The sequence below is a fragment of the Sphingomonas sp. CCH9-E2 genome, assembly GCF_001557215.1.
Lineage (GTDB): Bacteria > Pseudomonadota > Alphaproteobacteria > Sphingomonadales > Sphingomonadaceae > Sphingomonas.
The window spans coordinates 1-1,524 of record NZ_LSJM01000376.1 but is presented as its reverse complement, the minus strand read 5'-3'; the positions used below and the strand labels follow the sequence as shown (position 1 = coordinate 1,524).

At 67.5% G+C, this 1,524-nt stretch carries 1 protein-coding gene and 1 pseudogene; one reads left to right on the top strand and one right to left on the bottom strand.

Annotated features, from left to right (window positions below):
- Positions 1 to 153: 153 nt before the first annotated feature.
- A complete protein-coding gene (locus AX681_RS17360; protein ID WP_066655733.1) occupies positions 154 to 993 on the bottom strand; it encodes a hypothetical protein in 840 nt (279 codons plus the stop codon).
- Positions 994 to 1,258: 265 nt separating this feature from the next.
- Here AX681_RS17360 and AX681_RS17355 point away from each other — a divergent pair.
- A pseudogene (locus tag AX681_RS17355) lies at positions 1,259 to 1,524 on the top strand (energy transducer TonB); the annotation flags it as partial.

Here is a 1,524-nt window from a genome sequence, read left to right as displayed (position 1 = left end):
AATCCTCCCCCGCCAGGGGGAGGTGGCGCCGAAGGCGACGGAGGGGGAGGGCGGCGATGCGCTCGCCCCCCATGCTCATCGTTTCCTCCCCCTCCGTCAGCTGCGCTGACACCTCCCCCTGGCGGGGGAGGATTCAGAGGAGGCGCGCCGACTTCACCGCTTGCACGGCCCCAGCTGTTCCAGCACGAAGCGGTAATCCTCGCGCGCTGCTGCCGCATTCTCCGGCTCCGCATCGGCCAGGCTCGTCGCGGGCAGGGCGCGCGGCAGGCCACAGGCCAAGCGATACCACAGCAGCGTGTCGCGCGCCGGCGCGGCGGCGGCATCGTCGACGATCTCACCCAGCGCCACCGCCCAGCGCTTCTGCTCCCCCGGACGGCGCAGGATCGACAGCGAGATCGGCGCACCATTGGCGGTCTGCACGAAAATCTGCGTCTCGCCCTCGCCCGGCAGCGACCCCGGCACATGGAATGCGTTGCCGAGCCCGGTGATCGCCGGCGGCGCATCCGGGGCGACCACCTCGCGGGCGATGCGACGGATCAGTGCGTCCAGCTCGGCGCTCCAGTCGCGCTGTCCGTCCAGCGTGGTCAGCTGGATCATGGTCGCCTGACCGGAGACCGGGCGCGCGAAGAGCAGCACGCGGCGCTTGTTCAGCTTGGGTGCCCGTCCGCGCGCGTCGAGCGGGACATCGACGACATAGCCGACGCGGGTCGGCAACGGCGCATCGGCGCGAATCAGCGCCAGCACATCGGCCTCGACATAGAAACGCTGATGCCCCGGCGCGACATTGGCGGCCTCCGCCCCCTTGATTCGCGTGGCACTGCGAATCCGCGCGTCGAGGATCGCCGGGGCGCCGACCACGCGGTCGGCAATCTGGGCATAGGGGGGGAGCACCACCCCGGATTCGGCGACAAGCTGCGCCGCGGCGGGCGGCAGCAGCACCGGGGAAGCCGCGAAAAATGCGGCACAAAGCGATACGATACGGATACGGAACATGCCGTTCATTCTACGTGAATGTCCCACACGCATACAGAAATATTTCTGCCACGTGCGGATTATACGTTTATTACGTCTGACAAAGCGTTTGCGTCACGCAAACCGCCGCGATAGGACTCGCGCCGCCGCCGGTCGGTCTTACGATTGCCCGACCGGGAGAGCCACGCCGACAATGATGCCAGGGTGCCGGGCAACGGCGCGGCGAATGAAGGAGTTTAGTTGCTGAATGGCCTACGCAGATCGTGATGTAGGAGGCAGTCGGGTCGTGGCGATCGTGGTCGTCTCGGTCATCCTTGCCGCTCTCGGGTACGTGTTCGTGACCGGGCTCGCCTACAAATATATCAAGGAAAAGGCCGAGGAGATGGAAGTCTTCGAGGTCCAGGAGCCGCCACCTCCGCCCGAGGAAGTGCCTCCGCCGCCGCCGCCGGATTCTCCGGTTCCGCCGCCCCCGACCACCGTCGTGGTGCAAAAGCCGGTAGTTCAGGTTCCGTCGCCGCCGCCTCCGGTCGCGATCTCGAACGTGATCCCGCC

Coding starts and splice junctions, on each gene's coding strand:
- AX681_RS17360 (WP_066655733.1), bottom strand. CDS start 993: ATGTTCCGTATCCGTATCGTATCGCTTTGTGCCGCATTTTTCGCGGCT.